The sequence below is a fragment of the Sphingobacteriaceae bacterium GW460-11-11-14-LB5 genome, assembly GCA_002151545.1.
In the GTDB taxonomy this organism is placed as follows: domain Bacteria; phylum Bacteroidota; class Bacteroidia; order Sphingobacteriales; family Sphingobacteriaceae; genus Pedobacter.
This window is the reverse complement of record CP021237.1, coordinates 825,828-851,105: the sequence shown is the minus strand read 5'-3', so window position 1 is coordinate 851,105 and position 25,278 is coordinate 825,828. Positions and strand designations below refer to the sequence as shown.

27 protein-coding genes are annotated in these 25,278 nt (G+C 37.4%); 12 read left to right on the top strand and 15 right to left on the bottom strand.

Annotation, left to right across the window (positions count from 1 at the left end):
* Window positions 1–29: 29 nt before the first annotated feature.
* The 10 genes from CA265_03540 to CA265_03495 form a co-directional block, all read right to left on the bottom strand.
* Window positions 30–707, bottom strand: a complete 678-nt coding sequence (locus CA265_03540; protein ID ARS38803.1) for a hypothetical protein — start codon at window positions 705–707, stop codon at window positions 30–32.
* A 52-nt stretch (window positions 708–759) separates the two neighbouring features.
* Window positions 760–1,326 (bottom strand): septum formation protein Maf, encoded by a 567-nt coding sequence (locus CA265_03535; GenBank protein ARS38802.1) that lies wholly within the window; start codon window positions 1,324–1,326, stop codon window positions 760–762.
* 70 nt (window positions 1,327–1,396) lie between these two features.
* A complete protein-coding gene (locus CA265_03530) occupies window positions 1,397–1,786 on the bottom strand; it encodes a hypothetical protein (protein ID ARS38801.1) in 390 nt (129 codons plus the stop codon).
* A 106-nt stretch (window positions 1,787–1,892) separates the two neighbouring features.
* On the bottom strand, window positions 1,893–2,723 hold the full coding sequence (locus CA265_03525) for a hypothetical protein (protein ARS38800.1): 831 nt from the start codon (window positions 2,721–2,723) through the stop codon (window positions 1,893–1,895).
* Between the two features lie 259 nt (window positions 2,724–2,982).
* A complete protein-coding gene (locus CA265_03520) occupies window positions 2,983–3,510 on the bottom strand; it encodes a 3-deoxy-D-manno-octulosonate 8-phosphate phosphatase (GenBank protein ID ARS38799.1) in 528 nt (175 codons plus the stop codon).
* Between the two features lie 71 nt (window positions 3,511–3,581).
* On the bottom strand, window positions 3,582–3,824 hold the full coding sequence (locus CA265_03515; GenBank protein ARS38798.1) for a Fe-S assembly protein IscX: 243 nt from the start codon (window positions 3,822–3,824) through the stop codon (window positions 3,582–3,584).
* Window positions 3,825–3,928: 104 nt separating this feature from the next.
* Window positions 3,929–4,261 (bottom strand): ferredoxin, encoded by a 333-nt coding sequence (locus CA265_03510; GenBank protein ID ARS38797.1) that lies wholly within the window; start codon window positions 4,259–4,261, stop codon window positions 3,929–3,931.
* Between the two features lie 40 nt (window positions 4,262–4,301).
* Window positions 4,302–5,066 (bottom strand): oxidoreductase, encoded by a 765-nt coding sequence (locus CA265_03505; GenBank protein ID ARS38796.1) that lies wholly within the window; start codon window positions 5,064–5,066, stop codon window positions 4,302–4,304.
* A gap of 4 nt (window positions 5,067–5,070) precedes the next feature.
* Complete coding sequence (locus CA265_03500) at window positions 5,071–7,536, bottom strand: cytochrome C biogenesis protein (GenBank protein ARS38795.1); 2,466 nt, start codon at window positions 7,534–7,536, stop codon at window positions 5,071–5,073.
* Between the two features lie 5 nt (window positions 7,537–7,541).
* Window positions 7,542–7,976, bottom strand: a complete 435-nt coding sequence (locus CA265_03495; GenBank protein ARS38794.1) for a cytochrome C biogenesis protein — start codon at window positions 7,974–7,976, stop codon at window positions 7,542–7,544.
* 255 nt (window positions 7,977–8,231) lie between these two features.
* Between CA265_03495 and CA265_03490 the strand changes: the two genes are divergently transcribed.
* The 3 genes from CA265_03490 to CA265_03480 all read left to right on the top strand — a co-directional run bounded on the left by CA265_03490 (window position 8,232) and on the right by CA265_03480 (window position 12,450).
* The gene (locus tag CA265_03490) at window positions 8,232–8,912 is read left to right on the top strand and encodes a hypothetical protein (GenBank protein ID ARS38793.1); all 681 of its coding nucleotides are present in this window, start codon (window positions 8,232–8,234) and stop codon (window positions 8,910–8,912) included.
* 56 nt (window positions 8,913–8,968) lie between these two features.
* Window positions 8,969–10,987 carry a hypothetical protein gene (locus tag CA265_03485; GenBank protein ID ARS38792.1) on the top strand — a complete coding sequence of 673 codons (2,019 nt, stop codon included), beginning with the start codon at window positions 8,969–8,971 and terminating at the stop codon, window positions 10,985–10,987.
* 62 nt (window positions 10,988–11,049) lie between these two features.
* Entirely contained in the window at window positions 11,050–12,450 is a 1,401-nt protein-coding gene (locus CA265_03480; protein ID ARS38791.1) for a hypothetical protein, read from the top strand.
* A 565-nt stretch (window positions 12,451–13,015) separates the two neighbouring features.
* Here the strand turns inward: CA265_03480 and CA265_03475 are convergent.
* The 4 genes from CA265_03475 to CA265_03460 all read right to left on the bottom strand — a co-directional run bounded on the left by CA265_03475 (window position 13,016) and on the right by CA265_03460 (window position 16,730).
* Window positions 13,016–14,437, bottom strand: coding sequence for a glutamate dehydrogenase (locus CA265_03475; GenBank protein ID ARS38790.1), 1,422 nt, complete (start codon window positions 14,435–14,437; stop codon window positions 13,016–13,018).
* Window positions 14,438–15,099: 662 nt separating this feature from the next.
* Window positions 15,100–15,288 carry a CcmD family protein gene (locus CA265_03470; GenBank protein ID ARS38789.1) on the bottom strand — a complete coding sequence of 63 codons (189 nt, stop codon included), beginning with the start codon at window positions 15,286–15,288 and terminating at the stop codon, window positions 15,100–15,102.
* A 31-nt stretch (window positions 15,289–15,319) separates the two neighbouring features.
* The gene (locus CA265_03465; GenBank protein ARS38788.1) at window positions 15,320–15,982 is read right to left on the bottom strand and encodes an ABC transporter permease; all 663 of its coding nucleotides are present in this window, start codon (window positions 15,980–15,982) and stop codon (window positions 15,320–15,322) included.
* Between the two features lie 82 nt (window positions 15,983–16,064).
* On the bottom strand, window positions 16,065–16,730 hold the full coding sequence (locus CA265_03460) for an ABC transporter permease (protein ID ARS38787.1): 666 nt from the start codon (window positions 16,728–16,730) through the stop codon (window positions 16,065–16,067).
* A 187-nt stretch (window positions 16,731–16,917) separates the two neighbouring features.
* Between CA265_03460 and CA265_03455 the strand changes: the two genes are divergently transcribed.
* The 9 genes from CA265_03455 to CA265_03415 all read left to right on the top strand — a co-directional run bounded on the left by CA265_03455 (window position 16,918) and on the right by CA265_03415 (window position 24,709).
* Entirely contained in the window at window positions 16,918–17,397 is a 480-nt protein-coding gene (locus CA265_03455; protein ID ARS38786.1) for a cysteine methyltransferase, read from the top strand.
* Between the two features lie 20 nt (window positions 17,398–17,417).
* Window positions 17,418–17,813, top strand: coding sequence for a hypothetical protein (locus CA265_03450; GenBank protein ARS38785.1), 396 nt, complete (start codon window positions 17,418–17,420; stop codon window positions 17,811–17,813).
* A gap of 65 nt (window positions 17,814–17,878) precedes the next feature.
* Window positions 17,879–18,232 (top strand): S-adenosylmethionine decarboxylase, encoded by a 354-nt coding sequence (locus CA265_03445; protein ID ARS38784.1) that lies wholly within the window; start codon window positions 17,879–17,881, stop codon window positions 18,230–18,232.
* Window positions 18,232–19,545 carry a hypothetical protein gene (locus tag CA265_03440; protein ARS38783.1) on the top strand — a complete coding sequence of 438 codons (1,314 nt, stop codon included), beginning with the start codon at window positions 18,232–18,234 and terminating at the stop codon, window positions 19,543–19,545. The genes CA265_03445 and CA265_03440 overlap by 1 nt, the downstream gene beginning before the upstream one ends.
* Before the next feature lie 181 nt (window positions 19,546–19,726).
* Window positions 19,727–19,951 (top strand): hypothetical protein, encoded by a 225-nt coding sequence (locus tag CA265_03435; protein ARS38782.1) that lies wholly within the window; start codon window positions 19,727–19,729, stop codon window positions 19,949–19,951.
* 1 nt (window position 19,952) lies between these two features.
* Complete coding sequence (locus CA265_03430) at window positions 19,953–21,464, top strand: spermidine synthase (protein ARS38781.1); 1,512 nt, start codon at window positions 19,953–19,955, stop codon at window positions 21,462–21,464.
* Window positions 21,442–23,097 carry an FAD-dependent oxidoreductase gene (locus CA265_03425; GenBank protein ID ARS38780.1) on the top strand — a complete coding sequence of 552 codons (1,656 nt, stop codon included), beginning with the start codon at window positions 21,442–21,444 and terminating at the stop codon, window positions 23,095–23,097. The genes CA265_03430 and CA265_03425 overlap by 23 nt, the downstream gene beginning before the upstream one ends.
* Window positions 23,084–24,148 carry a hypothetical protein gene (locus CA265_03420; GenBank protein ARS38779.1) on the top strand — a complete coding sequence of 355 codons (1,065 nt, stop codon included), beginning with the start codon at window positions 23,084–23,086 and terminating at the stop codon, window positions 24,146–24,148. The genes CA265_03425 and CA265_03420 overlap by 14 nt, the downstream gene beginning before the upstream one ends.
* 51 nt (window positions 24,149–24,199) lie before the next feature.
* Window positions 24,200–24,709, top strand: a complete 510-nt coding sequence (locus CA265_03415) for a hypothetical protein (GenBank protein ARS38778.1) — start codon at window positions 24,200–24,202, stop codon at window positions 24,707–24,709.
* On the opposite strand, the gene CA265_03410 is transcribed toward CA265_03415, so the two are convergent.
* Window positions 24,706–25,104: a hypothetical protein gene (locus CA265_03410; GenBank protein ID ARS38777.1), complete on the bottom strand. Its 399-nt coding sequence runs from the start codon at window positions 25,102–25,104 to the stop codon at window positions 24,706–24,708. The genes CA265_03415 and CA265_03410 overlap by 4 nt on opposite strands.
* Window positions 25,105–25,278 lie beyond the last annotated feature (174 nt).

The following is a 25,278-nucleotide window of genomic DNA, read 5'->3' as shown; positions in this document are numbered from 1 at the left end:
CTTTAAGTATTAACCTCTATTCACGTAGGCTATTTCTTTTTCGGTGCAATCATTATCTTGCCCACAATCATGTGTTCAGCTTTTTTAAGGGTCAGATTATTTTGTTTTTCGTTAGAAAAATTGAGTGTTATAAAAGCATTATACTGGATGCTATCAACCACCAATTGATTATTACTGACATCAAATTTCTCATCTAAAGTAATTTCATAGCGGCCATTTTTGTCCGTCACCCCGAAAAACTTTGTATTAACAATAACCAATCTTATTCCTGCTGCTGGCTTACGATCTGCTCCAAGAACATAACCATATATTTTTTTGGGTATAACCGACTTTTTAATCGCTGGTATGCTATTTATGCTTCTTGTGATTTCAATTGGTACTTTCGATTTTTCTGCTTTGGCATCCATTACAAAAATGCTCATCCCTATGGCCAATACGCCCAGGTATTTCATCCAGTTTCTATTGCTGGTAGGAACAATGGATAAATGATAATTGAGCTGGTTTAATTGGGTTTGACTTAAGCGACCACATATCGAACCACTGGCATTAGCCAAAACCCCTATGATTTGGGCATTGGTATAACCTGAAAAATCGATTACATTTTTGCTGCAGGCTTTACAGAAATTAAAACCCTCTCCTTTATCCATTTCATCCCAGTTCTGTAAACAGGGTTCGGCTATGGTAACTTCGTTAATTCTCGTTTTCATCGTGCTGATTTTCTTAGATGATGAAACTTTTACGAGAATTCCACAAGACGGTTTAAATAAATTTCAACAGTTCGTTGTAAAGTTTTTCTGTTGGCAAACCCATAACATTTGTATAAGAGCCTTCTATGCATTCTACCACTACAATACCCCACCAATCTTGCACGCCATAACTTCCGGCCTTATCAAAAGGTTTATAATTATCGATATAGAAGTCGATTTCATCAACGGTAACCGATTTACAGTAAACTGCTGTTCTATCGTAAAACGAATGAATTTTGTCGCCTTTAACAAGTGTTACACCGGTAAAAACTTCATGTTTGCTGCCTGAGAGTTTAGCTAACATTTCCTGTGCGTGGGACCTATCTTCGGGTTTACCTAAAATTTCTCCGTTTAAGGCAACTATGGTATCGGCTGTAATCACGATTTCACCATCAGCTGTAAAAGCCTTAGCCTTCTTTTCTGAAATGTAAACTGCAATTTCTGCAGGACTTAAATCTGGCGGGTAGCTTTCATCTACATCTTTGAGTTCGACTTTAAAATCTAAGCCCATAAGGGTTAAAAGTTCCTGTCTACGTGGCGATTTAGATGCTAAAATAATGGGAGGGAAATTGGCAGGCATATTTTATTTTTTTTGCTAAAATAAGAAAAGCGACATAAAGCCGCTTTTCTTATTTGATATTTTACCAGGATTAGTTATTTCCACCACCTTGTCTACGTTTTTCCATCTCGGCGCGTTGCTCTTTTTGCCAAGCTTCGTAAGTTTTTTTCTGATCGTCAGTTAATACTGCAGTTACTTTTGCATCATTATCAGCACGCATTTTTTGCATTTTCTCTCTCATTGCATCTCTATCGCCACCACCTTGCATTTCTTCACGCATTTTTTTCATGGTTTCTGCCTGCTCAGTAAAAACAGTGGTTAATTTTGTTTTTTGATCATCAGATAATTTTAATTTTTCGTCTAACTGTTTTACTCTTTCTTCAGGTTTCATCATCATTCTTCCTTGTCCACCACCTTGTTGCGCGTTAGCGAAACCAGCTATACCTAGCATTAATCCGCAAATCATCATTAATTTTTTCATGTTGTTCTTTTTGTTGTTTTTGGTTGAAAATTGAGCTAGTTGGAGTGCAAAAGAAAATAAAAGTTTAACGATGCTATGTAACTTAGCTGTTGCAAAATGAAATGGCTTAATCTTTCAGCAATAATACCGGCACATGCGATTTAATGGTTAGCTTTTGAGATACACTTTCATGCAATAAACTTTCGAAAAAACTATATTTCTTAGGCAGCGCAATAATCAGCTGGGCTTCTTCACTTTTGGCAAATTTTACGATTCCTTTAATCGCATCGGGATGATCAGCATAATGATATTCGGGAGAAAAATCTTTGAGCATTTGGTGTAAAAAGTGTTCTTCCTGCGCGTCAATAACATGACCTGAATTAATATTGAGTACCAAAAGTTTTATGGCATGTTTGCTTAAAATATTTTTAAGTGCGTGCATGGGAATCACCTCTTTAACCTTTTTAAAATCGCAGGCCAAAATGGCTTTTCGAATCGATTGATAATCGGCCTTTGGCGGAACAACCAACACAGGAACCGGACTTGATTTAGAAATTTTGATGGCATTAGAGCCGATATCGCTTTCATCTTTCGCTTTTTTACCGTTGCTGCCGATAATGATCAGTTCTATTTCCTCCCTATTTACCCGATCGATGATAGAACGCAAGAGTGTTTCTCTGGTGAGGTAAATTTCTATTTCAGCACTGGGGTTAATCGCTAACATTTTTACCTTCAGTTTTTCGAGTGCTTCAAGCCTTCTGGTCATTTCATCAGCAATATGAACATCTGTAGTAACAATTAAATCAGGTGTTGGCAGAATGCTTTCGTATGCAGAAACATAATAGGCATTAAGCAAGATAATTTTTGCGTTCGTCATCGCAAAACTCAACCTGGCAGCATATTTGGCTGCATGATCTGCCGTGTTCGAAAAATCTACTGGTACAAGGTATGTGCTCATATGATTAAAATTAACGTTTTTTACATTGATAAATTAATCAATCGATTGATTAATTTATCAATGTAAATTTCGCATATAATACGGTTTATTGCAAATTTTAATGATTGAGATTTATAATGGTAACGTCATTCTGAATATGCTGTCATTTTGAACGTAGTGAAGAATTTATCGCCAGAAAGATCCTGAAACAAGTTCAGGATGACGATTCGCCGAGAGACTTTCTACTAATGCACTAATGACAACTGAACTAATGAACCACCTACATCCCCGAATCGGCGGCGTTTGGATTTTCATCATGCCATCTGCCCTGTACTTTCATTACCTTTTCGATAATGTCGCGAACGGAAGTTTTACCCCCATTGTAAGGAGAAACGAATGTAGATATCGCTTTTATCTCTTCTACGGCATCGGCCGGGCAGGTTGGAAGGCCTACGAGTTTCATTACTTTTAAATCAGGGATATCGTCGCCCATGTAAAGCACTTCTCCTGCAGTAATGTTTTTATCCTGAAGATATTGATTAAAGATGGCCACCTTATCACCTGTTCCGAGGAAAACATCGGTAACCCCCAGGTTAAAAAAACGCTTCCCCATGGCAATACCATCCCCACCAGATATGATGCAGATGTTGTAGCCTCTTTTAACCGCCAACTGCATGGCATAACCATCTTTAATGTTAAAAGTGCGTAAGGACTGACCATTATCAGTTACCTGAACAGATCCATCGGTAAGCACACCATCTACATCAAAAATGAAAGTGGTAATCTCTTTTAGCTTTTGGAGAAACATTGGCGCGTTTGGCGTTTAGGGTTAAGCGCTCGGTGCTGACTCAAGACTGAGGACTCCGAACTCAGGACTAATTACTGATTATCTCTCCACTCGTATACCCAGGCAGATTGAATTTGCTCTAAATGTCCTTCACTGCTTTCCTCACGGGTTCCTTTAAAGTTAGGCAATGATAAAACCCAATCTAAAAGTTCGGTAAAACGGATACGGTAGATTTTGGCTTCTGTAAAATCATCACCAAATTTCTCATATAAAGACATTGCAATATCTTCATAATCGTTCCAGTAAAAAGGTAAAGCAAATTTATCGTTATTCATGTTTTGTTTGTTGTTGTTTTGGTTAATTGTTTGAACTGGTTAATCGGTTAACTGTTCTATATGGTTAATCGACTCCCGACTAAAGACTTTGGACTCCAGACTAACTAGTGCCCCATAAAGTCAGACTGATCTGGAATAGTTACTTCGATATCGCCGTTAATCACTACACACTGGCAGCCCAGGCGGGAAGTAATTTTTGGACGAACAGCTCTATCGATAAAGTCTTCTTCTTTATCAGAAATCTCTTCGATATTATCCATACCCTTTGTTACGTATACATGGCAGGTACTGCAACCACAAACACCACCACAGTTGTGTTGTAATTCGATTCCGTTATCCAGGCAAACATCTAAAACAGATTCGCCGGCTGCTATTGGTAATTCAATAGATTCGTGATCTGCTTCTTCAAAATTTATTTTTAGTTTAAAAATGCTCATAATTATTTTGCAAAAGTAATAAGCAAAAGCCGTAATTATGCTATTTCAGCGTTAATTTTATGCTATCGCTCAATGTTTGATAAATGTTCTGCAATTCGGGCATATCTGTTAACATGCTCAAATGTTTATTTAAAGTGCTTTCGTCGGCCCTAACTGCTGGCCCAGTCTGCACATTTTCAGGTAGATTGCTCATCACCTTATCGGCTGTTTCGGCAATTAATGGCCTGATGATTTCGAAATCTAAACCATTCTGGTTTAAAATCTTATTGGCTAAAGCGTACAGGTGATTCGGAAAATTACAGGCAAAAACTGCTGCCAGGTGTAATACTTTTCTCTTATCGCCATCTAACTGATATACCTGACGGCTAATTTTTGCTGCCAGTTTATTTAAAATCGTTAATTCGCTTTCATCATTCGCTTCGATACAAAGCGGGATATTTTCAAATGAAACTTCTTTACCTTTTGAAAAAGTTTGCAAAGGATAAAAAACACCAGCTTTTTTCACATACGTTGATAAAATACTGATATCTGTAGTTCCTGAGGTATGCACCACCAAACCGGTTACGTTTTTTAATGATTTGGCCACTTCTTCAATGGCATCGTCTTTTACTGAGATAATGTATAAATCAGCATGCTGGTAAACCGCATTTAAATCGTTTACGGCTTCTGCTGCGATTAAATCAGCCAGTAACCTTGCATTATTGAGATTGGGGCTGTACACCTGTACCACATCTTCACCTTTCGCTTTTAATGCTTTTGCTAAGTGTGTGGCAACATTTCCCGAACCTAATAAAACAATCTTCATGATTTTATGCGGCTTTGGCCTCTTTTCTCCTTCTAAAAATTGAAAGTAAGAAACCAACAACCATGATAATGGTACCTGCCCAATATAAATTAATGAAAGGAAATTCTATTGCTTTAAAAACCACCCAGTCTTTAGCCTGCTGAGGTTTTTCAAAAATCTGAAGCTCCACTTTTTTCTCATCTGGCAATACTCTGGAGAAACGGAATTTCAAATCCAACTCATCTACCTTACGGGCGAAATCGAAAGTGTTATTTCCTTTAATCAAGAAAATAGGCTCAGTGTTATAAATTTTGCCGGCAGCATTAACTTCCAATGGTAAACCCACAGCATAATCGCCCTGGCCTAAAACTAAATCTTTAGCGGTTGGTTTTCTGTTTAAATCTTTAACCGTAACAATACCACTTGAGGTATGAATGGTATCGCCTACCGAAACTTTTACAATCCGTGGCGCTTTGTAATTTTCATCATCAGAGTGACCTTCGTGATCGCCATGCGATTCCTGTTTAATAGCGGCACTGGTAATGTGCGTATACACATCATAGGTTAAATAATGTTTGGTATCAGGAGAAGCAATTAAGCCCATTTTTTCGTTATCCTGCACATGTGGATGCAAGTTAAAATCTTCCTTAACCTTTCCTTCTTTATCTAAAACCTTAAAATTAAGGGTATAAATCGTATTGGGTGCTACTGTGGTATCGGCTACATAGGTTACGGTATACTTACCCATTTTTTTAGGTTCGTTTTTATATAACATGATGTTTTCGCCAGGCTTCTCTGTTTTCTCGAAATCCTTTACGGGGATAAAATTATTTGAATTGATCGATAAAGGTTTGTTGGTAGCAGCAGAAATTAATGCACCAAGAATTAAGAAAGCAAAACCAATGTGTGCAATTGCCGATCCGGCCAGTTTTGCCTTACCACCGAAAGCCTGATATAATACCGCTGCGTTAGAAAGCACAGCAAATAAACAACTGAAGGTAATCAGGATATACATGGTGTTGGTGTATATGTTAGCCACATATACCAAACCGGCTGTTAACACAACAGAGAAAATAATTGCAGAAACCAGGCTACTATAAAATTTGCGTGGATCAGTCCTTTTATATTTTAAGTATTGAGAGAAACCTGAAATTAACGTAATTAATACCGCAAATGGTGCCTGCCACTGGTTGTAATATTTCACAGCATCAATTGGCGGAGAAAAGTTTGTTCCGAAAGCCTTGTTGAATACGGGTACTGAAGTGGAGAATATGACTTGGATACAAGCGATGGTTACCACTAAAGCGCCAATAAACATCCAGAATTCGCGGGAATAGGTTTCTTCATCTTTGGTGGTGATGGGTAATTCTTTCCATCTGATTACAATAAGCACTATCGCTAAAACAGCGAAAACTACATTGTATAAAATCAGGTGACCAAACATCCCCATATCGGTAAATGAGTGAACTGATGTATCACCTAAAATTCCGCTTCGGGTTAAAAAAGATGCATAAAGCACCAGTAAGAAACTTAAGAATACTAAAGCAATTGCAGTGAAATAAGCATGGCCAGTATTTTTATAGGCAATCATCACGTGTACTGCACCAATTAGGGTTAACCACGGAATTAAAGAAGCATTTTCTACAGGATCCCAGGCCCAGAAACCGCCAAAGTTTAACGCTTCGTAAGCCCAGAACGAGCCCATAATAATACCTGTACCCAAAACCATTACGGCAAAAAGTGCCCATGGCATAGCTGGTTTAATCCATTCTTTATATCTTTTTTGCCATAAAGCCGCAATTCCATAAGCAAAAGGCACAATCATACTGGCAAAACCTAAAAACAAGGTTGGTGGGTGAATCACCATCCAATAGTTCTGCAGCAAAGGATTTAATCCTCTACCATCGGTAATAAACTTTAAATAATTAGCGAAGTTTTCAGGGTTTGCGAAAACTACAGGCGCCATTGATTTCAAATCAAGAGAATCTCTTAACAGGATAAACGGAGAACTTCCGATGCGCTCACCAAAAATCTCAACCCCTAAAAGCATTGAAGTTAAAAATACTTGAGAGAAGGCAACAACTGTCATTACCGGGCGCTCCCAGGTTTTCGCTTTCCAGATTAATAAAGTACCCAGAAACGATTGCCAGAAAGCCCAAAGCAAGAAACTTCCTTCCTGCCCTTCCCAGAAAGCAGAAATAATATAATGAATTGGAAGCTGTTTTGAAGAGTGCCAATAAATATAACTGTACTCATTGTAGTGGCCCAGTACCAGGTAGAACAAAATTGCTCCGATACCGATTACACAACAAAAGTTAACGAGAAATCCAATCCGACCTAAGTTTCGCCAAGATTTATCTTCTAAATTTTTCTCGCGACTGGCATAAAAGTATGCGATGGTTGAAAGTAACGATGCACTAAACGCCAGCACAATAAAAAACTGACCGATTTTACCCGGCAGCAGGTTTTCGCCTACAAATTGAATATCCATTAAAATTAGTTATATTTTTTCTCGCCGTACTTACCTACGGTGTCTACTTTACCATCTTTATTTATTTCGACAAGGTTATCGTTATATTTGGACGGGCATTTCATTAAAATTTTCGATGCGTAAAATTTGTCTTTGTTCATCTTGCCGATCAACACCAATTTTTCTGATTTTTCGAAATCCTGCGGTTTGGTACCTGCGTAAATTACCTCTCTCACTTCTCCTTTTTCATCTTTCATGTGGAATGAAAAATGGTTAGCATCTTTTACGGCGTCGTAGTAAGTACCCATTGATTTTACCCAATAGCCCATCACATGTTCTTCTTTCTCGGAAAGAGCTGCCTGTTTGAAATTAGAGTAGGTGTCGGTATTAGCGTTTAAGCTAAATAAAATCCCTACGGAAATCGCGATGGTAATCAATCCAATGATTGCACTTTTCTTCATGGTTATACTTATTGTAAAAGCTGGCAACAAAGATAGAAAAATCGGCTTAGCCAGCATTCTTTTACATTTTTCTTGTCTTTATATTGACAATTATCTGATTTTTGAAGGAAAATATTTTTCCGAAAGCCACTATTTATAACCGATCTTAAGGAATATCTCAATTCGTTTAAATATCCGGACTGAAATTATTAAGTTTGGCCTGTCAGATAATCATTCCTTTTTTACATCCCACAGTAAAACCTAAACCAGATTAACATGAAATTAAAGCAGTTTTATAAGCTTTTGTCATTTATCGTCTTGATCCCATTTTTAAGCTCATGTTTTGAAGTAATTGAAGAAATTGCCCTGAAAAATGATGGAACCGGCGATGTGGTACTTACCATAAACCTGAGCCAGAGCAAAACCAAGGTAGCTTCGGTAATGCTTTTGGATAGCGTACAAGGCTATAAAGTACCCAGTAAGCAAAAAATTCAACAGGAATTAAATGAAGCCGTTGCTTATTTAAGAAAATCGGAGGGAATTTCGAATGTAAAAAGCACGAGCGATTTTAATAATTACATCGCCACCATCAGTTTTTCTTTTAAAGATGTTTCAAACATCAATAACATCACCAAAAACATTCTTGCCCAGCAAAAAATTAAGGCGACTAACACGTCATCGTATACGTATAACAAGGCCACTAAAACCTTTAGCCGAAAATATCAGGCCATTGGTACCGCTAAAACAGAATTCAATAAATTAAAAGCAAAAGATAAAGCCGTTTTTAACGGCGCAACCTACACCAGCATTTATCGTTTCGAATCGCTTGTAACAAGTAGTACCAATCCGGCATCAAATGTATCAAAATCTAAAAAAGCCGTGATGTTAAAAAGCAGCATCATGGATTTAATTAACGGAAAAATTAACGTATCTAATTCCATACAACTATCTAAATAAATGAAACCAATATCTAATTCACGATAGTTTCATCTTTACTGAAAACAAATTACATAATGAAAAAAATTCTAATTGCCATCGCTCTTTTCTTATCGTTTAACCTGGCCAAAGCTCAGGATTTAGTTAAGAAAATACCATCTAATGCCTTCACAGTAGCCACAATTAAAGGTGATAATATATTTAAGTTAATGTTTGTGAAAGATTTTAACGAATCTTTTCTAGGCAAGAAATTATTGACTGAAACTTCAAAATCACTTGATAAAAGCTTTACCAGCATAGAAGACTTCGGTATAAACCTGGAGAAAAATATGTATTACTTCAATCAGTTAAGCGATAGCATTACATATAACTGTTTTCTTATTCCGATAAAAGATGCTAAAAAATTTGAAAGTCTGATTGACAATAAAGAAAAAAAGTTTACCCAGCAGGGCGATATCCGTACGATGGTTTTGCCTGATAGCACCAGCATTATTAAATGGAACAACAATATGCTGTATTTTGTAACAGGAAGCATCAGCAGTTCTTTTTTTGCTGATTCAGTTAAATCTGCCCGTTATGGGATTAAGGACATCAGGTTCCAGAATGATGATGCAATAGCTATTGATAGCACTGCAGTAGTTGTAGATTCTGTAGCTACAACAGTATCGATGGATGAAGAAGTGCCTGCCCCACCTGTAGCAAAAGTGAAGGTTCAGAAAAAGCCGGTTGCTAAAAAGAACACTAAAAAAACGGTTGCAACGAAAAAAACCGGCAAAAAGAAAACAGCCAAAAAATCTAAAAAAATCGCCAAAACTGATCCGGATTTTGAAGAGACAAGAGAATTCGCAGTCGATACTGCAAGCATGACTCCTGTTCACGGCATTGTTGATGAACAATACGATGCTTACCAGCAAGAGCGTTTAGAACAAGACGCAAAGAAAAAAAGATTGGCTTTTACCTGGATGACCGCCCAGGCGGATCAGATTTTTAATGGTACTTACGAGTCTATCGAAAACAATAAATCATATACAGCCAGTTTAGATAACAAAGCCATTGCAGAGCTTTGGGTGTCGAGTCTTCAAGATGTTTATAATGCGGTTTCTCCCGAGTTCGGTGCTTATGGTAAGGCGGGATTAATGAAAGGTTATGGCAGTTTAAATGCGAAACTTTTTATGGATGACAAAAGTTTCCGCATCTCTACAGGCTTGGAATTGGCCCAGGAACAGGCAGATGCTTATAAAAAAATCATGAACAGAAAGTTAAACAAAAACTTTTTGAAATATGTAAACAGCGAAAAAGCCCTTGGTTTTATGAGCTACTCCATCGATACCAAAGCGTATCTCGAAGAATTCCCTAAATTAATGAAACAGGCTTATGGTTCTTTTCTGGGTGCTAAAATGGACGAAGAAATTGACCTGGGTGCAGAATTGATTTCTCTTTTATTAGATGAAGAAGCGGTAAGCAAAGTGGTTAAAGGTGATGCCCTATTTGTAATTAACGGACTAAACACCAAAGATGTTACTTATACCACCTACGAATATGATGATGATTACAAACAGAAAGAAATAGTTAAAACCAAAAAAGAAACTTTGCCTGATTTCCTTTTCATGTTTTCTTCTGAAGATACCAGATTGATCAATAAACTGATTAAATATGGTGTAAACAAAAATTATGTATCTGTTGAGAACAACATTTATAAAATACAGGAAAAGAAAAGTCCGATTGATATTTACTTTATGATTAAAGATGGCATTGTATTTTTTGGTAATTCCTTAACCGAAATGCAGGGCATTAGCAATAATCAATACAACAGCAATAAATTAAGTAAACTGCATAAACAACTATTGAGCAAAAACAATTTCAGTTTTCTGTTTAATGCCAAAAACCTGGTAGGCAAAGTGCCGGATTCGGAAATTGGTGGAGAAGAAACCGCTAAGAAATTTAACAGCACTTTAGAAAAAATGGGTAATGTTTACATGAAATCGAACCCGATTAAGGGCAGATTGGTTTCAGCTGATATTAGTGCAGAGATTCCGAACGGACATGAAAATGCATTGAAATACTTGTTTTCGCTAATTGAAAATGCAGCTAAGTAGTTTAGCTGGCAATTATCAGTTGGCCGTATACAGTTAACCCACTTAAACAGTTAACCTTTTCTATGAAGAAATTTTTAAAAATAACAGCAGCGATAGTAATATTGCTGCTTATTTGTTATTTCGGCTTTTTCAAGTACAGACAAATCCAGGCCAATAATGTATCTATCCCTGTTTCGACGAATGCCTTACTCAAAATAAATGTTGACGAACTGTACAAAACCATTGCGCTGAGTTATATCAAACATCCAAATCAATATGCTGGAGCAGATAAAAAAGGGATTAAGGAAAAGGTAGATGATTTAAACACTGGATTGAAAATCCCGGCAAACATTTACCTGTATGGTTTAAAAGGAAAGGCAAAAACTACCTTTTTCTCGAGCTTTGAAATAGCAGATGCTGCAGCGTTTAACCGTTTTATCCAAAAGAAATCTGCTTTGCCATTGATTAAAACAGATAGTAATTTCTTTCAATCCAAAGATTCGACCCTTTGTATCTTATTTAACAAAACAACTGTCGCGTTAGCCTATACACCACAAAAAGAACAGGTTAAAACTGTTCTGACCGAAATACTGAACCGCAAAAACATGATTAAAGTTGGCGATAGCCAGTTTAAAGAACTGGTAAATCTTTCCGATCATGTTTCGTTTCAAAACATTGAAAACTTTAGCAAAATTAATTTTACTGACGGAAAAATTAATTTCAGCAATGAATTTATCAATAAGATGATCGAACCAGCCGCGAAGCCGCAGCACCGGGCGCTAAATCCGGAAAGTACGGTAAGCATGTGGCTAAACGCCAAATTTAAAGCCCAGTCACCTCAGCAAAATCAGACCGTAAGCCCTTCCCTCCTTTCGAAATATAATTTTTTCAGGTTTTACAAAGATTACGTGGATTTTGAGTGGACAAATACCATTACGCAGATAGATACCATTGTAGGCTACGAATACAATGATGATTTTGAGCAGGTGGAGAAAAAAATACTCCAGGACCGGAAGATTCCTTCAATTGTTATCAATCTAAGCGCTGATGATAAAGCAGTGGGTAATTATCTCAAATCGCTGGGCGCATTGGATCAATCTACCGGAAAGATCAGCAGTGCTATGATTCCATTGTACCAGGTTTACTTTAAAGGCAATAATGGTCATGTTCAATTGAGTACTCTGCCAAGCATTCAACCCGATCAAAAAAGGGAATCATCCGACGATTTCTTTTATTTTAAAGCAGATTTAAAAAAGTTGATTAAACAAACACCAATGCCCTTAATTGCAGATAAACTGGCTACTTTTAGTCAGTTGGAAATCAAAGCAAAAAGTATAGGCAAAGACAAAATCAAACTGGAGTCGGAACTTTTATTTTTAAATGAAGATGCCAACGCCTTGATCCAGCTTTTAAAAACGTTTAGAAATGGCTTCAATAGTTCGTTAAATTTTAACTTCTCAGTTGGTACGCCGGCAAGTAGGTAGTGTATTTCCCGCAGATTTAAGGAGATTTACGAAGCACAGGGCCAGTACAAAACAAAAAGTTTCATTCCGTTTTGCGCTTTTACGCTTCGCTTCCTCATGCCTCGTTGCTACAGGGTAACGCTTCACCCGCCCGCCTGCTTCGGGCAGGGGGCTAAAGAGACACGGCAGTATTTCTTTTGCCGGGTTGCAAGGTGCACAAACCCTTGTTCCTAAACCTGATTGGAGCGAACATCCCGATTTAAAGCACTGTTTTTTTTGCTTTTTATGGTGTGCTTGCTTGTTTCACAGGTTTCATCGGGATAAAGCGTAAAGCAGGACTGGCGCCTTCCAAGAACCACAGGCCCGTCATTTCCAAAAAAAATTACGGAAACCTCATAATATCAATATTATCCTTCGACAGGCCCAGGATGACAATGGCCAATTTTATTCTCTTTGGTCTGCGGAGCCACCAAACCTAAATGGTAATAATGATTTGGGCACAAAAAAGCCCTGCAGTTTTAAATCCTGTAGGGCTTTGATTTAGATCATTATCCTTCGGCAAGCTCAGGATGACTAGCTAAGAGTATTATGGCCAAACGCCCAGGTTCATGTAAGAAACTGCAATTTTATCAATTGAATTTACAAAAGCAGCTGTTCTTAATGTTTGGGTTGCTGGTTTGTTCATTAATGTTTCGCGGATTTCGTGATAAGAATGAATCATGGTATCTTCTAAACCAGAGTTTACCAGTTCCATTTCAGACGCCCCTTTAACAATCATTAAACGATGCTCAGGAAGGATCGTTTTACCCGTTAAGTTTTCTAAAGTATTAATTAGATTGGCATTTGAATTGGCTGCATAACGGTTCTCCATACGACCAAAAGCCACGTGAGAAAGGTTTTTCAACCATTCGAAATAAGAAACCGTAACACCACCTGCATTACAATACATATCAGGAATGATGATACCACCCATTTCGGTAAATATGGTTTCGGCTTCTGGTGTAGTTGGACCATTTGCACCTTCAGCAATAATTTTCGCTTTGATATTACGGATATTAAGCTCAGTGAATTGGTTTTCTAAAGCAGCAGGAACAATGATATCGCAATCTTGCTCTAAACCTTCCATCGAGTTTTTAAAGTCTTTAGCGCCCGGGAAACCTAAAATTGAACCTGTGTTTTTACGGTGTGCAAAAACTTCATCAACATTTAATCCGTTAGGATTGTAAATGGCACCCTCAAATTCGCATAAACCTACAATGGTAGCGCCAAATTCTGCTAAGAATTTAGCCGAGTGGTAACCCACATTACCTAAACCCTGAACAATTACCCTTTTATCGCCTAAACCAGCTTTAAAACCAATTTTAGCCATATCTTCTGCCACTTCTACACATTCGCGTACGGCATAGGCAACACCACGTCCGGTGGCTTCTTTACGGCCACGGATACCATGTAAAGCAATTGGTTTACCCGTTACACAACCTAGAGCATCTAACTGACCAGGATTCATGGTCATATAAGTATCAGCAATCCAGCTCATTTCGCGTTCACCCGATCCATAATCAGGAGCAGGAACATCAATACCGGGGCCAATAAAGTTTTTCTTAATTAATTCTGTAGTATAACGGCGGGTGATGGTTTCTAACTCGGCAACACTGTACTGTTTAGTATTAATTTTAATACCACCTTTTGCGCCACCAAATGGAACGTTAACAATGGCACACTTGTAAGTCATTAAGGCAGCAAGGGCCATAACCTCATCTTCGTTTACCATTTCACTGTAACGGATACCACCCTTGGTAGGGCTCATGTGGTGAGAGTGTTCTACACGCCAGGCATCAATTACTTCAAAACCGTTTCCGCGGCGGATTGGGAACTGGAAACGATACACACTATTACATGTTTTAATCTGGTTCAATAAACCTTCTGGATGATTGGTGAATTGAGCCGCACTGTCAAAGTTCTTACAAACATCTGCAAAGAACTTGTTCTCGTCTGCTAGATTAGCCATTATTTATTTTTTTTATGAATAAGTTTTCGCTGCAAAATTGCCTAAAAAAACCGCACATATCCAAATGAAAAAAGACTTAGTGTAAAGCAAACACCACCTTATTTTGGCTGTTAAGGCCATTTTATACCGTTTTGGGGGAATGTACAAAAACAATATTTAAACATATTTAAAGGCAGATATAACAAAACAATACTTTGATTAAAGCAGCGTTTTAACCGGCTTTTTATGGCGTATTATGATTTAAAAAAAAGTATAAAAAAAATATTTAAAACCAGGTTTTGCAAGCGCAATTAAGAAAGAAAAAATTCAACGGGTTTAAAATTGGGTTCATTACGGGTTTTACACCAAAAATAAGGCATAAAAAAAAGTGACCAATTGTATTGATCACCTTCTTAAAGTTAATCTAAATCGTCCCGTTGATTTAATTTATAACTAACCAAACTTGATCAATAAATTACCAAAAAACAATACTGTGATGTAGGTATTTTGGTTATGTACTGGTTTGTATTTTTAATTAGGGATTTCTGAATCGGCAAAAACCTCTATTACAACGAGATAAACAAGATAAATTTCGATAATTGCATCTTTTATCCTTCTAAAATAGCACTTTTATCCATTTTAAAAATCAACTAGGATTTTAGCAAAAATTCTTGTTTACGCTATTATTTATCAGTTTGGTTTTCTTTTTCGATTTTCTTTAATCTCTTATCTATAGAGAACAGATAGGCCAGCAAACCGACAAGGATAATCACAATACAGATTACCACAACATATATCTTTCCATTGCTCCGAAGGCTATCAGCCATTTCTACACCATTATCCTGCGCAAATAACTGCAGGGCTGTCATCATTAATATCAGGGAGAAAAATATCTTCTTCATTTTAGTTATGTTGTTGTTTGTTTTCTATAGTACGTATTCTGAAACGGATGGTATAAACCCAGTAACCAATTAATATCCAACCCAAACATGCAGGATAAAATACCATCCGCATGCGGCTATCTAAATCGTAACTGTTAAAGCCAGGATTACCACCGTTACCCGGGTGTAGGGAGTCTTTTAACCGGGGTAAAACAAAAAGTAATACCACCATCATCGGGAAGGCAAAAATATTGTAAATGGCCGAAATCTTAGCTCTTTTCTGTTCCTCATCTATTGCATTACGCAAAATAAGGTAAGCAAAGTAGAGCAAAATGGAAATGGCGGCAAAATTTTGTTTAGGATCGAAACTCCAAAACTGCCCCCAGGTATATTTAGCCCAGATGGCACCTGTTACTAAACCTAAAACACCAAAAACAATCCCGGCATTTACACTCTCTACCGCTTTAATATCGTCGATTTCACTTTTGGTACTCAACGATTTTACGCTGTAAAAAACAGAGATCGAAAAAAGGACAATCATGGCAAACCACATCGGAACATGGAAATACAGATTACGGATGGTTTCGTTCAAAATAGCCAGATGTGGCACACCAAGTAACAAACCCGCTATCGCAGTATAAATCACCAAAACTGAACCTAAAATTTTCCACCAAGTTTTATTCATACGTTTATTTAATTATTGAGTTTTGAATGGCTGAGGGAATCGTTGCTTTTTCATTCCATCATCCATTTTCCATCTTCCATTTTTAATCCCTCCAAAGGTAAGGAAATAACAATAAAGACGTTGCCACCATCAGTACATTCACCACGAGTAACATCGCTATTTCATCGTAACTATTCTCCCATGGCAAGCCATCAACAGCATTTTTAGCCAGTTTAATTAATAAAATCAGCACCGGAATAATAATTGGGAAGCTTAAAATCGCCATCAACATTCCACCGTTACCAGCTTTACTTGCTATGGCCGAAACCATTGTAAATACTGTAGAAAAACTGATACTGCCCAGCACCACGGCAACGTAATACATTGCTAAATCGGGTGGGGTAAAAGAATCGAAAACCAGTGTATAAAAACCTAAGGCAATTGTGGTGAGCACCAACATCAGAAGCGTATTGTAAACTGTTTTAGAGATTAACACCGCTGCAGGACTTGCCAAGATATAACTATACAACTGCTGGCCTTTAGTTTCCTGCAAAAAACTCTTCGATACGCCATTAATGGAGGCAAAAAGCATGATGATCCAAAATAAGGCATTCCATGTTAGTTTATCGCCCAGGCTAACAAAAGAGAGGTAACAGGTAAAAATGGTCGAAACCACATAGAGCAATACACCGTTAATGGTATATTTGGAGCGCCACTCTAACAATACTTCCTTGTGAATTAAATATTTAACCTCTTTGGCCAATTGCATAACCGCAAAGATACTTTTATTGATAAATATTGCACGCTTAAATTGTTGTATTGTTGTAATTTTGTTTATAGATAAGCCACAGAAACACAGAAAACCGATAAAAGTGTTAGATACAGCTGTTTTTTTAAGTAGTTATCTTTTAACTAAAAAATCTGTGTTTATTTGTGAAAATCTGGGGTAAAAAAACATGAACTACGCATCAGTTATAACATCGCCGGTTGGCAAAATAACCATCTTAGCTGATGATGAATTTGTGCATGTAGTTACTTTTGCCGAGAAAGACATCTCAGGATTACCAGAAAACGAACTTACGGTAAAGGTAGCCAATCAGTTAAAGGATTATTTTAAGGGCGATTTAAAGGATTTCGATTTCCCGATGAAACAAAAAGGAACCGAATTTCAACAGGAGGTTTGGCAGCATTTATTAACCATACCTTTTGGCGAAACCACTTCCTACGCCAAATTTTCTGCTCACCATCCACTAGCCATACGGGCTATCGCTGCTGCAAACGGAAAAAACAATATCGCCATTATAGTGCCATGCCATAGGGTAATTGGCAGTAATGGTAAACTGGTTGGTTATGCAGGTGGTTTATGGCGTAAACAATGGCTGCTACAACACGAACGTGAAATTGCCCAAAAAGGACAAACCGAATTAAAATTTTAAAAACATACTTTTTTTTGCAGATGAATACAGATCAAGCCGAAACCAAAAATTACATAAAAGCCATCCGCTTAATTAATATTGAAGGTGACAAATGTGCCTTTGAAACGGGTACAATCCCAATCCGTCAGCATATTAATGCGAATTATTTTTTCGCTCAAACCGATGTATCAACTTTAGAGAAAATCCCCCACCCTGCACCAAGGCGTCAATATGTAATTACCCTCAAGGGCAAACTCCGGTTTACAGTAAGTAATGGCGATACTTTTATCATCGAGCCGGGCATTATCCTCATTGCCAATGATACGGCCGGAGAAGGGCACACCTGGGAAGTTGTTGATGGCAATGAATGGGAAAGAATCTACATTCCATTGGAAGATGATACCGACGATTATTTTACCGCAGACAGCCCATTTTAAATTCTCTTCTTAAAATCTTCTTACATCTAAAATAATTTATATTTTTGGAAGATATCAAACGCTCAATGAACTACAATCCTGGCTTACATATTTTATCAGAGTTCTCGTCTGAAAAAACTGAACAACTTTCTTCTTTTCACGATTGTAAAGCACTATTTAACAGCTTAATTAAGTCAAATACGCTGGAAAAAGTTGGCGAGGTTTATCACGATTTTCCAAATGGGGGTTTTACGGCTGTAATCTGTTTAACAGAATCGCATCTGTCTATCCATACATGGCCGGAGTTTAAACTGGCAACTTTTGATATCTTTTTATCAAACTACCAAAAAGACAATACCCAAAAGGTTAAAGATATTTATGAAGCTGTACTCCAATTTTTTGAGGGTATAGAAATACAAAAAACTGAAGTTGTTCGCTAATGGAGAATTCAGTAAAATCATTTTTTAAATTATCAGAGACCATTACTTGTTCGATTTGCAAACAAGATATTGTGCTTTATGAGCCAGCTAAAAGCGAGTACATCGTCTGCCCATCTTGTTTTTCCTACCTGCGTATTTTTACCAGGACAGAAACAAGGTTGAATAGAAAATTAGATCAACCTGAAAAAGTTTTGGTATTAAAACTGGGCTCAACAGGAAATATTCATGGTACAGCATTCAAGGTAATTGCTTATCTCGAAAAAAAAGAAGCAGGAACGGATTACCATTGGAGGGAATATATCTTAACCAGCCATGATAAAGGTTACGTTACCTTATCCGAATTCGATGGGCATTGGAATTTTATTGCCAGCAAAGATTTTCTTCCAGACTTTAAAGAACCTATATCGTATGGGTTAAGTATTGGTTATAAAGATGTGGAGTACAAACTTTTCAATAGATATACACCTGTAGTCACCGCTATGCTTGGTGAAGTGGATTGGGATGTAGTGAATGAAAAGGTTAAAGCTACCGAGTATATCGCCCCGCCTTTTATGGTGGTAAAGGAGGTTGGCAAAACCAGCCACCAAACCGACTATTACATTGGCGAATATCTAGATGCTGAAGTGATTGCAAATGCATTCAACATTGATAAAAACGACCTACCCGAGCAAATTGGTATTGGTGCAAACCAGCCATCAAAAGCTTTTGAAAGGTGGACAGCCTCGTTAAATATATCCGGTGTAGCTATTGTTTTAGTCCTGGTTTTCCATCTATTGTTTAACCTGGTAAAACCTGAAAAAGAGCTGATCAATGATGATTTTTTAATTGTCTACGATACGAAAGGTGGTCCTGATACTTTCAAATCATTTATTACGCCATCTTTTACGCTTGATGATGAATCATCAAATATTGAATTCGAAATTGCATCAGCAGTTGATAATAACTGGCTCGAAACCACCATTGTATTGGTTAATGAAAGCGATAACAAAACCTGGGAAGTAAGCAAGGGGATCGAATATTATCACGGTACTGAAGATGGCGAAAGCTGGTCGGAGGGTTCGACAAGAGAATCGATTACACTATCAGAAATACCTAAGGGAAAATACCATTTAAATGTGTATCCATCATCAGGCGATATATTTAGAAATAACCTTTACATCAAAGCGGTGAGCAATGTAACCATGTGGGGCAATACGGTAACCACCCTATTATTGCTTTGTATTTTTCCGGCAATCTGCTGGCTTTTAATGCGAGATTATGAAAAAAGAAGATGGAATAACAGCGATTTTTCACCTTTTGTAAACGGAGAATAAATGAATTTGAAACCGATAAAATATTACCTGATCGTATTGTTGGCTGTTATAGGTTTTTATGGCTACAGTGGTTTAAAGGGGCATGCTTATTTTCCAGATAAAGCAGAAAAAAACACAGAATTTAATGGCAATAAAAGTCATTCAGGTCACATAAATAGATTTTACCATAAATAAGAACATTATGAGTTTAAATGAATTAATTAACATCAAGTACATTATTGCATCACTGGTTTATTCCGTATTGGGCATCATTGTTCTTTTTATTGCTTTCTGGATTATTGAAAAAATTACACCAGAAAACCTTTGGAAAGAGATACTGGAAAAGCAAAATCTAGCATTGGCAATCGTTTTTGCAGCTTTTATTATTGCAATAGCAATTATTATAAGTTCAGCCATTCATAGTTAGCATGAACAAAAAGCTACCGGCACTTTTATTAATTTCTGTTTTTGTTGTTGCAACCTGCGGGCTTATATACGAGTTGATTGCGGGTACACTGGCCAGCTATTTACTTGGCGATTCAGTTACCCAATTCTCCACCATCATTGGCGTTTACCTTTTTTCTATGGGTATAGGCTCGTGGATATCTAAGTATTTCGAAAAAAATATCCTTTCGTGGTTTATTCAGATCGAAATTTTAGTCGGCCTGGTTGGGGGTTTTAGCTCAACGGTTTTATTCCTCGTTTTTGAAAGCATTGCTTCATTCCGAATTGTGTTGTATGGCTTTGTGAGTCTGACCGGTATCCTTGTGGGTTTAGAAATCCCACTGTTGATGCGCATCCTTAAAGATCGTTATGAATTTAAAGATCTGGTTTCGAAGGTTTTTACATTCGACTATATCGGCGCGCTACTGGCCTCACTCATTTTCCCACTCCTGCTTATCCCCCATTTAGGACTGGTTAAAACCGCTTATCTGTTCGGGATGCTCAATGTGGCAGTGGCTTTAATTGTATGCTTAAGTTTCAAAAAAGAAATCAGGGCTTCCAAATACTTACAAAGTGCGTCCGTTATCAGTATTATTTTGCTGTTGGCAGGTTTTGTTTATGCAGATAAAATTACAAGTTTCTCCGAAAGTCAGACCTATAGCGATACCATCATATATTCGAAAAGCACGCCTTATCAACGCATAATCCTGACTAAAAAAAATAAAGTTTTACGACTTTTCTTAAACGGAAATCTTCAGTTTAGCTCTGATGATGAGTACCGGTATCACGAGGCATTGGTACATCCTGGACTGCAGGCATTACCTTTTGCAAAACATGTACTGGTAATGGGCGGTGGAGATGGACTTGCAGTTCGGGAAATACTAAAATACCCTAATGTAGATTCGGTAATATTGGTAGACCTGGACAAAGGGATGACGAGCCTTTTTCAATCGAACAAGATTCTTTTAGGTTTAAATAAAAACGCACTCTTATCGCCTAAGGTAAAAGTAATTAATGCCGATGCCTTTAGCTGGATTAAAGCACAGCATAAAAAATTCGACTTCATTGTAATCGATTTCCCAGACCCTTCAAATTATGCCGTTGGCAAGTTATATACCAACGCTTTTTATAAACTGGTTAAGGGCATACTTGCTCCTAAAGGTTTAATGGTTGTCCAATCTACTTCACCTTACGTTGCGCCAAAATCTTTTTGGACGGTAAACAAAACCCTTGAAAGTGTGGGTTTAAAAACCATTCCGTATCACAATTATGTGCCCTCTTTCGGCGAGTGGGGTTACATTATGGCTACCGATCCGGATAATGTTTACAAAAAACCGCAGCAATACTTACCTAGTTTAAGGTTCGTTTCGAAAGAAAGTTTAGACCTGATGCTCTTCTTTCCAAAAGATATGGCAAGGGTAGAAACTGATGTAAATAAATTAAATAATCAGATTTTGGTGAAATATTTCGAAGATGAGTGGGCAAACGTTTTATAAAGATGATTTATCGGCATATTTAAAACGACGTGCTTTTCTTTTGAGGATAGGCCTGATTACTGGCGGTATTTTTTTGAATAGCTGTTATAAAAAAATCAGATCTACCAAATACAATATCAAAGGAACTTTACAGGGACCGAATGCAAAAGCTGGTCATATTTTACGCGATAAGATCAAGCTAGCCCCCTCAAGTAAAACAAGAAAGGTAAAAACACTAATTATCGGCGGTGGAATCTCGGGTTTATCAGCTGGCAGGTGGTTAAAAAAGAATGGAGAAACAGATTTCGAGATTCTGGAACTGGAAAATCATACTGGTGGAAATTCTTATTTTGGCACCAATAATATATCCTCATACCCTCTAGGCGCCCATTATATTACTGTCGCAAACAATGATGATCATCTGCTTATCGATTTTTTGCAGGAAATTAATGTCATCACCCACTTCGAAAACGAACTCCCCTACTACAACGATTATTACCTGACTTTCGATCCGGAGGAAAGGTTACTGATTAATGGCGAGTGGCAGGAAGGTTTGGTGCCAGATTTTGGTGTCCCTGCAAGCGATAAAGAACAAATCAAGCGTTTTTTACTGGAGGTAGATCAGTTAAAAAATACCAAAGGGAACGATGGAAAGTTCCTGTTCAATATTCCGTTAAGTTCATCATCAAGCGATCCAAATTACAGAAAACTGGATAAGATTTCTTTTCAGGCCTATCTCGAAGAAAAAGGATACGATTCGAAATATCTCCTATGGTATTTGAATTATGCCTGCAAAGATGATTATGGTCAGAAAACAGATAAAATATCAGCCTGGGCTGGTTTGCACTATTTTGCTTCGCGTAGAGGAAAAGCTGCAAATGCAGAACAAAATGCCATAATCACCTGGCCAGAAGGCAATGGCTGGATCATGAAACAACTTGCCAGTCAGCTTAAAGATCATATCAAAACCTCAACCTTATGTTATGGTTTAAAATCGCTGGCCAATGGAGATATAACTGTTTCCATATTCAATATGCAAGCCAATATCACCGAAGAAATAACAGCTGCAAAGATTATTTTATGCGCACCCCAATTTGTAAACAACCGTTTACTCCAAAACTTTAACCGCCATATAAATTATCAGTCTTTTAGTTATTCGCCCTGGCTAATCGCAAATATTACCATCAACGAATTACCGGAATCAAAAGGTATTAATCTTTGCTGGGATAATGTTGCCTATAATACAGCATCTGTTGGCTATGTAAATTCGGCCCAGCAGCATTTAAAACTCACGGAGAATAAAAAAGTAATTACTTATTATCTGCCGCTGTGCGATTTTGAACCGGCAATTGCACGCTTAGCTGCATATACCAGGAGTTACGAACAATGGCTTGATATTGTTGTTCCTGAATTGGAAATGATTCATCCGGGAATTACAGCGGCTATTGAAAATATAGATTTCTGGGTTTGGGGGCATGGGATGATTGCACCTACAACAGATTTTGTTTGGAGTGAAAACCTGGCAAAAGCCAGAGCACCAATAGATCATAAAATTTTCTTTGCCCACAGCGATCTGAGTGGGGTTTCTATATTTGAAGAAGCTTTTCATCAAGGCGTAAACGCAGCAAAACAGGTTTTAAATGTTATCTCATAAACCAACCCAACCCTGGCTTCACTCGGCATGGACTGATATTATTTTTATTATATCGCCGGCATTTCTCTCTTTATTGCTGGTTTTACTTTTTCCAGATCAGTTTCAAAACGCAACAGGTATTCCATTAGCCTATTGGGTATTTTTAATTGTTTTTATTGATGTTGCACATGTTTACAGCACCTTATACCGAACCTATTTTAATCGGGGTAATTTCAAAAAGCAGTATACATTGCTCATCTCTATTCCGTTGGCCTGTTATGTTATAGGTGTTATGCTCTATCGTTTTGATGGTTTATGGTTTTGGAGAATCCTGGCTTATTTGGCCGTTTATCATTTTATCAGGCAGCAATATGGCTTTATGCGCCTGTATTCCCGTAACGAAAAATCAACCAGGCTGTTAACAACTATTGATAAAATTGCCATTTATACCGCAACTTTATATCCTTTGCTTTTCTGGCATTTAAACAGCGGGCGAAATTTCAACTGGTTTGTAGAAGGCGATTTCTTTACTTTTAAGAACGATATGCTATTAACATACTCCAGCATGGTGTACATCTTAATTATCGCCATTTATATCGTCAAAGAAATTTTATTCATCATTAACAAAAAGTGGATTAATATTCCGCGCAACTTAATCGTAATCGGAACATTTTTATCCTGGTATTTCGGTATCGTTTATTTTAATGGTGATATGGCCTTTACTACCTTAAACGTAATTTCGCATGGTATTCCGTATATGGCATTGGTCTGGTTTTTTGAAAAGAAAAAAATCGGAGGCCAAACCGCTAAGAATAAAATCATGGATCTCTGTTTCGGAAAATTCGGAATATTATATTTCTTATTGATTCTCGTACTTTTCGCGTACATGGAAGAAGGCCTTTGGGATGGCTTGGTATGGAAAGAACATCAATCGGTTTTCAAACTTTTTTCCGGCTTACCGCAGGTTACCAACACGGAATTATTATCGCTGCTGGTTCCACTTCTAGCTTTACCACAAGCTACACATTATGTGCTCGATGGCTTCATCTGGAAAGCAAAAAATAAATTCTAAAAAATCTGTTTTTTTATCCGTTTCGTAAATCATATCAAAACTCCTGATATTATGAAAACGGTCTGCTTATTCCTGTTTATTTTTTTAACTCACCTGCCAATGGAAAAAAATATTCCTGTGGCTAAATTAGATTTAAAAAAATATTCGGGAACCTGGTACTCATTATATTCTATTCCTACCATTTTTGATAAAGGGAGCCGTGAAACCACTACTAAATACACTTTGAATAAGGATGGTTATTATAATGTTTTAACTACCTATAAAAAACCGGGCGATGATAAAGTTTATTCCAGGAATTCTAAAATGTATCCATCAGAAGAAGGAGATAAAGGAGAGTTACAGGCACAGTTTATTTGGCCGATAAAGGTTGATTACTGGATCATTGAACTGGCAGATGATTACTCTTATGTGGTGGTAGGACACCCCGATCACAAATTTTTGTTCATCATGAGCCGTAATCAGACTATGCCGAAGAAAACCCATGATGAAATTGTAGCCAGGTGTAAGGCAAAGGGATACGAGGTTTCAAAACTCACCTCTCAGTTGCACGAAAAGGCTTAGGCGCTAATCTTCTCTCCGCGTTTAACACTAAAAAGCATCAATATTACGCCAACTAAAAGTACGATCCATCCCCATTGGAAATGAACAACTTTACCGATAAGTTTATTGGCGAAGCCATATTTAGTATAATTATTTGCGGTAAAATAAACAGCAACCACCGCTAAAACGTACCAAATAGCCATTACAAAACTCATAAACCTAAATGCCCCTACTTTTCTAATAAACAGAAACAACACTGAAATGGCGATAATGGCATAAGTAATCATAAACAAACGTGCATCAGATTGATACAAGTTCCAGTTGCCTTTAATCGGCACTTTTAATATCGGGCAGAAACCTGCAATAACGCATAACAAAATGCCTAACCAGGCCCTGAATTTATTTAATACTAACATCTTTTTGGTTAATCGGTTAACTGGATAAATTGGTTAATTGTTTGTAATGGAAGTAATGGTTTAATCGCTACCTTGTCTGGCATTTTTTAATGACTAATGACTAATGACTAATGACTAATGACTAATGACTAATGACTAATGACTAATGACTAATGACTAATGACTAATGACTGA

Excerpts from the sequence above, each read along its gene's own strand:
- CA265_03535 (ARS38802.1), bottom strand. The coding sequence starts at position 1,326 with ATGCCTGCCAATTTCCCTCCCATTATTTTAGCATCTAAATCGCCACGT.
- CA265_03465 (ARS38788.1), bottom strand. The coding sequence starts at position 15,982 with ATGAATAAAACTTGGTGGAAAATTTTAGGTTCAGTTTTGGTGATTTAT.
- CA265_03505 (ARS38796.1), bottom strand. The coding sequence starts at position 5,066 with ATGAAGATTGTTTTATTAGGTTCGGGAAATGTTGCCACACACTTAGCA.
- CA265_03455 (ARS38786.1), top strand. The coding sequence starts at position 16,918 with ATGAACTACGCATCAGTTATAACATCGCCGGTTGGCAAAATAACCATC.
- CA265_03475 (ARS38790.1), bottom strand. The coding sequence starts at position 14,437 with ATGGCTAATCTAGCAGACGAGAACAAGTTCTTTGCAGATGTTTGTAAG.
- CA265_03435 (ARS38782.1), top strand. The coding sequence starts at position 19,727 with ATGAGTTTAAATGAATTAATTAACATCAAGTACATTATTGCATCACTG.
- CA265_03525 (ARS38800.1), bottom strand. The coding sequence starts at position 2,723 with ATGAGCACATACCTTGTACCAGTAGATTTTTCGAACACGGCAGATCAT.
- CA265_03485 (ARS38792.1), top strand. The coding sequence starts at position 8,969 with ATGAAAAAAATTCTAATTGCCATCGCTCTTTTCTTATCGTTTAACCTG.
- CA265_03420 (ARS38779.1), top strand. The coding sequence starts at position 23,084 with ATGTTATCTCATAAACCAACCCAACCCTGGCTTCACTCGGCATGGACT.
- CA265_03530 (ARS38801.1), bottom strand. The coding sequence starts at position 1,786 with ATGAAAAAATTAATGATGATTTGCGGATTAATGCTAGGTATAGCTGGT.
- CA265_03460 (ARS38787.1), bottom strand. The coding sequence starts at position 16,730 with ATGCAATTGGCCAAAGAGGTTAAATATTTAATTCACAAGGAAGTATTG.
- CA265_03500 (ARS38795.1), bottom strand. The coding sequence starts at position 7,536 with ATGGATATTCAATTTGTAGGCGAAAACCTGCTGCCGGGTAAAATCGGT.
- CA265_03495 (ARS38794.1), bottom strand. The coding sequence starts at position 7,976 with ATGAAGAAAAGTGCAATCATTGGATTGATTACCATCGCGATTTCCGTA.
- CA265_03510 (ARS38797.1), bottom strand. The coding sequence starts at position 4,261 with ATGAGCATTTTTAAACTAAAAATAAATTTTGAAGAAGCAGATCACGAA.
- CA265_03490 (ARS38793.1), top strand. The coding sequence starts at position 8,232 with ATGAAATTAAAGCAGTTTTATAAGCTTTTGTCATTTATCGTCTTGATC.
- CA265_03410 (ARS38777.1), bottom strand. The coding sequence starts at position 25,104 with ATGTTAGTATTAAATAAATTCAGGGCCTGGTTAGGCATTTTGTTATGC.
- CA265_03450 (ARS38785.1), top strand. The coding sequence starts at position 17,418 with ATGAATACAGATCAAGCCGAAACCAAAAATTACATAAAAGCCATCCGC.
- CA265_03440 (ARS38783.1), top strand. The coding sequence starts at position 18,232 with ATGGAGAATTCAGTAAAATCATTTTTTAAATTATCAGAGACCATTACT.
- CA265_03520 (ARS38799.1), bottom strand. The coding sequence starts at position 3,510 with ATGTTTCTCCAAAAGCTAAAAGAGATTACCACTTTCATTTTTGATGTA.
- CA265_03430 (ARS38781.1), top strand. The coding sequence starts at position 19,953 with ATGAACAAAAAGCTACCGGCACTTTTATTAATTTCTGTTTTTGTTGTT.
- CA265_03480 (ARS38791.1), top strand. The coding sequence starts at position 11,050 with ATGAAGAAATTTTTAAAAATAACAGCAGCGATAGTAATATTGCTGCTT.
- CA265_03415 (ARS38778.1), top strand. The coding sequence starts at position 24,200 with ATGAAAACGGTCTGCTTATTCCTGTTTATTTTTTTAACTCACCTGCCA.
- CA265_03470 (ARS38789.1), bottom strand. The coding sequence starts at position 15,288 with ATGATGACAGCCCTGCAGTTATTTGCGCAGGATAATGGTGTAGAAATG.
- CA265_03425 (ARS38780.1), top strand. The coding sequence starts at position 21,442 with ATGAGTGGGCAAACGTTTTATAAAGATGATTTATCGGCATATTTAAAA.
- CA265_03515 (ARS38798.1), bottom strand. The coding sequence starts at position 3,824 with ATGAATAACGATAAATTTGCTTTACCTTTTTACTGGAACGATTATGAA.
- CA265_03540 (ARS38803.1), bottom strand. The coding sequence starts at position 707 with ATGAAAACGAGAATTAACGAAGTTACCATAGCCGAACCCTGTTTACAG.
- CA265_03445 (ARS38784.1), top strand. The coding sequence starts at position 17,879 with ATGAACTACAATCCTGGCTTACATATTTTATCAGAGTTCTCGTCTGAA.